The sequence below is a fragment of the Streptomyces sp. NPDC002156 genome (assembly GCF_053593675.1).
Window position 1 is genome coordinate 1 of the sequence record NZ_JBSFDA010000302.1, and the last position, 6023, is coordinate 6023.

A 6023-nucleotide genomic window follows, 5' to 3' on the forward strand; every position below is an offset into this window, starting at 1 on the left:
GGGTTCGGGGGCAGCGCCCCCGATGGGGGTCCCCCCTCTGGGGGAGGGACGGGTAGGGGCGGCGGGGGCGAAACAAACCCAACGCCCACCCCCACCCACCGGCCCCCTTACAACTCCGGCAACCCAGGCGCCACCTTCGCCGGCCGCCCCTCCAACGACTCCAACGCCAACCGAATCGCCTCGTCCAACTGCACATCCCGCCCGGCCGCGTAGTCCTGCGGAGCCTGCACGACCTCCACATCGGGATCGACCCCGTGGTTCTCCACACCCCACCCGTAGCCCTCGAGCCAGAACGCGTACTTGGGCTGAGTGACGAGCGTCCCGTCGACCAGCCGATACCGACTGTCGATCCCGATCACCCCACCCCACGTCCGCGTCCCCACCACAGGCCCGATCCCCAGCGCCTTGATCGCCGCGTTCACGATGTCCCCGTCAGACCCCGAGAACTCGTTCGCGACAGCGACGACAGGCCCGCGAGGCGCGTCCTCCGGATAGCTGTACGGCCGTAGCCCACGCGGCAGATCCCACCCCACGATCCGCCGCGCCAGCTTCTCGACGACCAGCTGGGACGTATGCCCGCCCCGGTTCTCCCGGACGTCGACGACCAGCCCCTCCTTCGCGACCTCGATCCGCAGATCACGGTGGATCTGGGCCCACCCGGGCGCCTGCATGTCGGGGACGTGCAGATACCCGAGCCGCCCACCCGACTTCTCGGCGACGTACGCCCGCCGGTCCGTCACCCACGCGTGGTAGCGCAACGGCTCCTCGTCCGAGATGGGCACGACGACCACATGCCGCGAGTCACCGCCACCGGACGGCGAGATCGTCAGCTCGATGGGCTTGCCGGCCGTACCGACGAGCAGCGGGCCGGGCCCGGCCACCGGATCGACGGGCTGCCCGGCGACGGCGATGATCGCGTCGCCCGGCCGCACCGCGACGCCGGGCGCGGCGAGCGGCGAGACGCCATCAGGGTCGGACGTCTCGGCGGGCAGGATGCGGTCGATGCGCCACAGGGGCGTGCCCTGGGGACCGTCCTCGTGCCGGGTGATGTCGGCGCCGAGGAGCCCCTGCCGCTCGCCGCTGCCGTATCCTCCGCGCGGGGTGACGTACGCGTGCGAGGTGCCCAACTCGCCCTGGACCTCCCAGAGAAGGTCGACGAGGTCGTCGTGGGTGGCGACCCGGTCGAGGACGGGCCGGTAGCGGTCGAGGACGCCGTCCCAGTCGACGCCGCCCATGTCAGGGCGCCAGAAGTTGTCGCGCATGATGCGACCGTTCTCGTCGTACATCTGCCGCCACTCGACAGCCGGATCGACCGACTGCCGGACACGCGACAGGTCCACGGTGATGTTCGTGTCGCTCTCGTCGTCGTTGGAGGCACGCCGGTCACTCGGTACGACCTTCAGCTTGCCGTCGGTCCACAGCAGCACCCGCTTCCCGTCGCCGCTGACGGCGAAGTGGTCGGCGTCCCCGGCGAGGTGCTCGATGCGCTGCTGGGCGAGGTCGTACCGCTCCAGCTCGGTCTTCGGGTCGGGGTCGTCCGGGGTGGCCCGGGAGGAGCCGAGCACCCCCCGCACCGGGTGGCGCAGCCACAGCACCCCGTCCTTGGCGGCCCGGAGGTTGGTGTAGCGGGCGGCCTCGACCGGGAACGGCACGATCCGGTCGGCGAGCCCGTCGAGGTCGATACGGGTCGCCGGAGCGCCCTCGCTGTCCGGGGTCTCGTCCTTGTCCGGCGCCTCGAAGGGCCGCCCGTGCCGCTGCGGCCCGAAGGGCGAGGGCGTGGTCGCGGCGAGCGGGATGAGATGCGGACGCGAACCGCCGACGAAGGCGAGGTCGAACACGTGCTCGTCGTAGACAGGGTCGAAGGACCGCGCCGACAGGAACACCAGATGCTTGCCGTCGACCGTGAACGCGGGCGAATAGTCCCGGAACCGAAGCGGAGTCGCTTCCGTCACCGACAGATCGGTGGTGTTGGCGAGCTTGAGCTGACGCAACGGACGCGGCCCGGGATGGGACCAGGCCAGCCAAGCCGAATCCGGGGAGAAGACCAGCCCGGACACATCTCCGTCCCCACTCCTGTCAACCTCCCGCACCTCGCCCGACTCCCGCTCGACGAGCAGCACGCGCCCGTCGTGGGAGGCGACGGCGGCCCGGCTGCCGTCGGGCGCCATGGCGAGCCCGAGGACCCGCCCGAGCTGTCCGGCGGCGAGCCGACGCGGAGTGGCGCCGGGCGCGACCCCGGTAGCCGGGGCGAACTCCAATGCATCGTCGCCCTCCGCGTCCGTCACCCACACGGCCCACTCCTCGCCGTCCACGCGGAAGGCGCGGGGCAGCCGGGCCCGTACGCCATGCCCGGAGGCAAGGACGCGAGCCGGACCGGACCGGTGGGTGACCCAGTGCACGGATCCGCGCACCCCGATGGCACTGCCGCGCCCGGTGTGGTCGGGCGCACCGGAGTTGAACCACCGCGAGGCGCTCACGGGATGCGGCTGAAGATCGACACGCTGCCCGCCGAGCCGGATGTCGAGCCGCCGAGGCTCGGCCCCGTCCAGGTCGTCCAGCAACCACAGTTCACCGGCGGAGGAGTAGACGACACGGCTGCCGTCGCTCGCCGCGTGCCGGGCGTAGAACCCGTCAACTCCCGTGTGCCGCCGCAGATCGGACCCGTCTGCCAAGGACGAGTACAGCGCCCCGACACCCTCGTGATCGGAGAGAAAGGCGATCCGTTCCCCGACCCACACCGGGTACTCAAGGTTCCCGTCCAGCTCGGAATGCAGCCGTACGAACTCCCCGTCCCCCTCCCGGTCGATCCACAGCTTCCCCGCCGTACCGCCCCGATACCGCTTCCACCAAGCAGCCTCACGCCCCATGGGAGCGGAGAGGAGAACGGTCGCGGGCCCGTAGGCGACATCCCCAACGGGCCCGTACGGCAGGACAGTTGCCGGGCCGCCGTCGAGCGGGATCGCCCGGGCCCAGGAGCGGCGGAGGCTGGCCTGTCCCTGGGTGCTGATGGCGAGGACCTGCCCGTCGGGGGTCCAGCCGCGCACCTGTGTCCTCGAACTGCCCCAGTAGGTGAGCCGGTTGGCCGACCCGCCGTCGATCGGGGCGACATGCACCTCGGGCGCGCCGTCGCGGGTGGACGTCCAGGCGAGACGGGTGCCGTCCGGGGAGATACGGGGATGGGTCACCGGCACGTTGTCGGCGCTCACGCGCCAGGCCCGGCCGCCGTCGAGCGGGGCGACCCAGACGTCGTCCTCGGCGGTGAAGGCGACCGAGTCGCCGTGCAGATGCGGAAACCGGAGATACGCAGGCGAAGAGGGCTGAGTCACCCGATCACCCTAAGCAGCGATCACGCCACTGGACAGGGGTTTCGGTCAGTTCCTTGCCCGCGTAGGATCGTTATTTACCCTCGACGGGCAGGCAGTTCGGATCCTGCCGGCACCAGATGGTCTTCGTCACGGTGACGGTCGGCCCGGGCTCGCCGTTGTCCGGCGGGTTCCAGGTGACGGGCGGGGTGTACGTCGGTGTGGCGGGCGCGTCGCAGTTGCCGAGGCCGGTGACGCGGAACACCTGCTTGCCGTCGACCTTGGCGGTGAGGTCCCCGCGTACGCATCGGCCGTCGACGGCCCGGGTGACCCTGCCGGTGACGGTGATGTCCTTGCCGTCCCCGGTCTCGCCCTGACAATCGACGCCGGCAACGGTGTTGACCGTCGCGGAGGGCGAACTCCCGGACTCAGCAGTCCTGTTGCCGCCGTCGACCGAGGCCGTGCAGGTGAGCCACTGGACGTCCACGTTCCGCCGTTCCAGCTCCTTGGTCGCGGTCTGGTCGGTGGTCAGGGAGACGGTGGCCGAAGTGAGCCCACCGGGATCACAGGCGACGACACCGCTCACGACGGCCACCACGAGTCCGGCCACCGCGACCGCCCTGCGGTGCCCGCGCGGCCGATGGAAAATCCGCCTCAAGGCCCCCATGGAGGGCAGCCTGCCACCGTCCCGCCCGACACGGAAGGGCGTAAACAGACAGGACGGGAGTGCAGGAGCCGGGACAGGAACTAGGACCAGCGTCCGGTGCGACCGAGCAGCAGCGCCGTCGCGGCGGTACCGGCGGTGGAGGTACGCAGCACAGTGGCCCCGAGCCGGTACGCCTTGGCCCCCGCCTCCTCGAACAGGGCCAACTCCTCGGGGGAAACGCCCCCTTCGGGCCCGACGACAAGCACGATGTCACCGGAGGAGGGCAGTTCGGCGGTAGCAAGCGCCGCACTGCCATAGTCCCGGTCCTCGTGGAGTACGGCGGCGAAGTCGGCGTCGGCGAGAAGTGCGGCAACCTGCTTGCTGGTTGCGGCGTCCGCGACCTCGGGGAAACGCACCCGGCGGGACTGCTTGCCGGCCTCCCGGGCGGTGGCCCGCCACTTGGCGAGCGCCTTCAGCCCACGGTCACCGCGCCACTGGGTGATACACCGGGAGGCGGCCCAGGGAACGATGGCGTCGACACCGGTCTCGGTCATCGTCTCGACGGCCAACTCGCCCCGGTCACCCTTGGGAAGAGCCTGAACCACGGTGATACGAGGAGACTCCGGGGGTTCCTCGACCACCGCCCCGAGCCGCAGAGCCAGCTGATCCTTGCCCTCGACACCGACGACCTCGCCCTCGGCCCAGCGCCCGGCCCCGTCGGTGAGGACGACGGCCTCGCCGACCCGCAGCCGCTTCACGGAGACCGCGTGCCGCCCTTCGGGACCGTCGAGGAGGAACTGCCGCACGTCGGGCACCTGCTCGACGACGAAAACGGGCGCGGTCACGCCGCCTCGCCCCCCTCCAGCAGCACGGCCCGAGCGGCGGCGATCTCCTCGGCCAGCACAGCCACCAGCTCCCCGGCGGGCAGTTCACGGGCCATCCGATGCCCCTGTCCCGCCCACAGCGCCATGCCCTGCGCGTCGCCGGAAGCGGCGGCCTTCTTGCGCAGCGGCGAGGTGAGGTGGTGGACCTCGGGGTAGGCAGCGGGGGCGTACGGGCCGTGCTCGCGCAGGAAACGGTTCACCAGACCCCGGGCGGGCCGGCCGGAGAACGCGCGCGTCAGCTCCGTACGGACGAAGAGCGGGTTGGTCAGCGCCTGCTTGTGCAGGGCCTGGGCGCCGGACTCCGGGGTGGCGAGGAAGGCGGTGCCGAGCTGGGCGGCACTGGCGCCCGCGGCGAGGACGGCGGCGATCTGGCTGCCGCGCATGATCCCGCCGGCGGCGACGAGCGGCAGGTCGACGGTCTCGCGCACCTGGGCGAGGAGGGAGAGCAGCCCGACGGCGGAGCCGTCCGCCTCGGGATTGTCACGGTGGGTGCCCTGATGCCCGCCGGCCTCGACGCCCTGCACGATCACCGCGTCGGCCCCGGCCCGCTGCACGGCGAGGGCCTCGTCGGCGGTGGTGGCGGTGACGAGGGTGAAGGTGCCGGCGCGCCGGAGGGAGTCCAGTACGTCGCTGGTGGGCACCCCGAAGTGGAAGGAGACGACCGGGACGGGGTTGTCGAGCAGTACGGCGAGCTTGGCGTCGTAGCCGTCGTCGCGCCCGCTGTCCGGGTCGCCCAGCTCGGTGTCGTACCAGGTGACCTCGCCGGCGAGCTGATGGGCGTAGACCTCGACGGCGGCGGGGTCGGCGTACTCGGGCTGCGGCATGAACAGGTTCACGCCGAAGGGGCGCCCGGTGATCCCCCGGAGCTGCTTGATCTCCTGATACATCCCGTCGGCGGTTTTGTACCCCGCGGCAAGGAACCCGAGCCCGCCCGCTTCGGCGACGGCGCCGGCGAGCTGGGGGACGGAGACGCCGCCCGCCATGGGGGCCTGCACGATCGGGTGAACGAAGAGATCGGTCAGCGCGGAGGACATGACGGCATGTTGTCACGTCCCCAGCACAAGGTCCGAATCAGCCCTGAGGCATCTCCTTCGCCCCCGCCGCCCCTACCCGTTCCCATCCTCGGGGGCTCCGCCCCCGAACCCCCGCTCCTCAAACTCCCCCAGAGGGGGGACCCCCAAGGGGCTGACT

4 protein-coding genes are annotated in these 6023 nt (G+C 71.6%); all 4 read right to left on the bottom strand.

The window, feature by feature from the left end:
* Positions 1-107: 107 nt before the first annotated feature.
* The 4 genes from ACWCRB_RS48575 to ACWCRB_RS48590 all read right to left on the bottom strand — a co-directional run bounded on the left by ACWCRB_RS48575 (position 108) and on the right by ACWCRB_RS48590 (position 5866).
* Positions 108-3326, bottom strand: coding sequence for a S41 family peptidase (locus ACWCRB_RS48575; protein WP_451002183.1), 3219 nt, complete (start codon positions 3324-3326; stop codon positions 108-110).
* 70 nt (positions 3327-3396) lie between these two features.
* Complete coding sequence (locus ACWCRB_RS48580; protein WP_451002184.1) at positions 3397-3969, bottom strand: hypothetical protein; 573 nt, start codon at positions 3967-3969, stop codon at positions 3397-3399.
* A gap of 80 nt (positions 3970-4049) precedes the next feature.
* Positions 4050-4793 carry a 16S rRNA (uracil(1498)-N(3))-methyltransferase gene (locus ACWCRB_RS48585; protein ID WP_451002185.1) on the bottom strand — a complete coding sequence of 248 codons (744 nt, stop codon included), beginning with the start codon at positions 4791-4793 and terminating at the stop codon, positions 4050-4052.
* Complete coding sequence (locus ACWCRB_RS48590; protein ID WP_451002186.1) at positions 4790-5866, bottom strand: nitronate monooxygenase; 1077 nt, start codon at positions 5864-5866, stop codon at positions 4790-4792. Before ACWCRB_RS48590 ends, ACWCRB_RS48585 begins: the two co-directional genes overlap by 4 nt.
* Between the last annotated feature and the right edge of the window lie 157 nt (positions 5867-6023).

What these genes read in the sequence shown, in the direction of transcription:
- ACWCRB_RS48580 (WP_451002184.1), bottom strand. Translation starts at nt 3,969, where the DNA reads ATGGGGGCCTTGAGGCGGATTTTCCATCGGCCGCGCGGGCACCGCAGG.
- ACWCRB_RS48590 (WP_451002186.1), bottom strand. Translation starts at nt 5,866, where the DNA reads ATGTCCTCCGCGCTGACCGATCTCTTCGTTCACCCGATCGTGCAGGCC.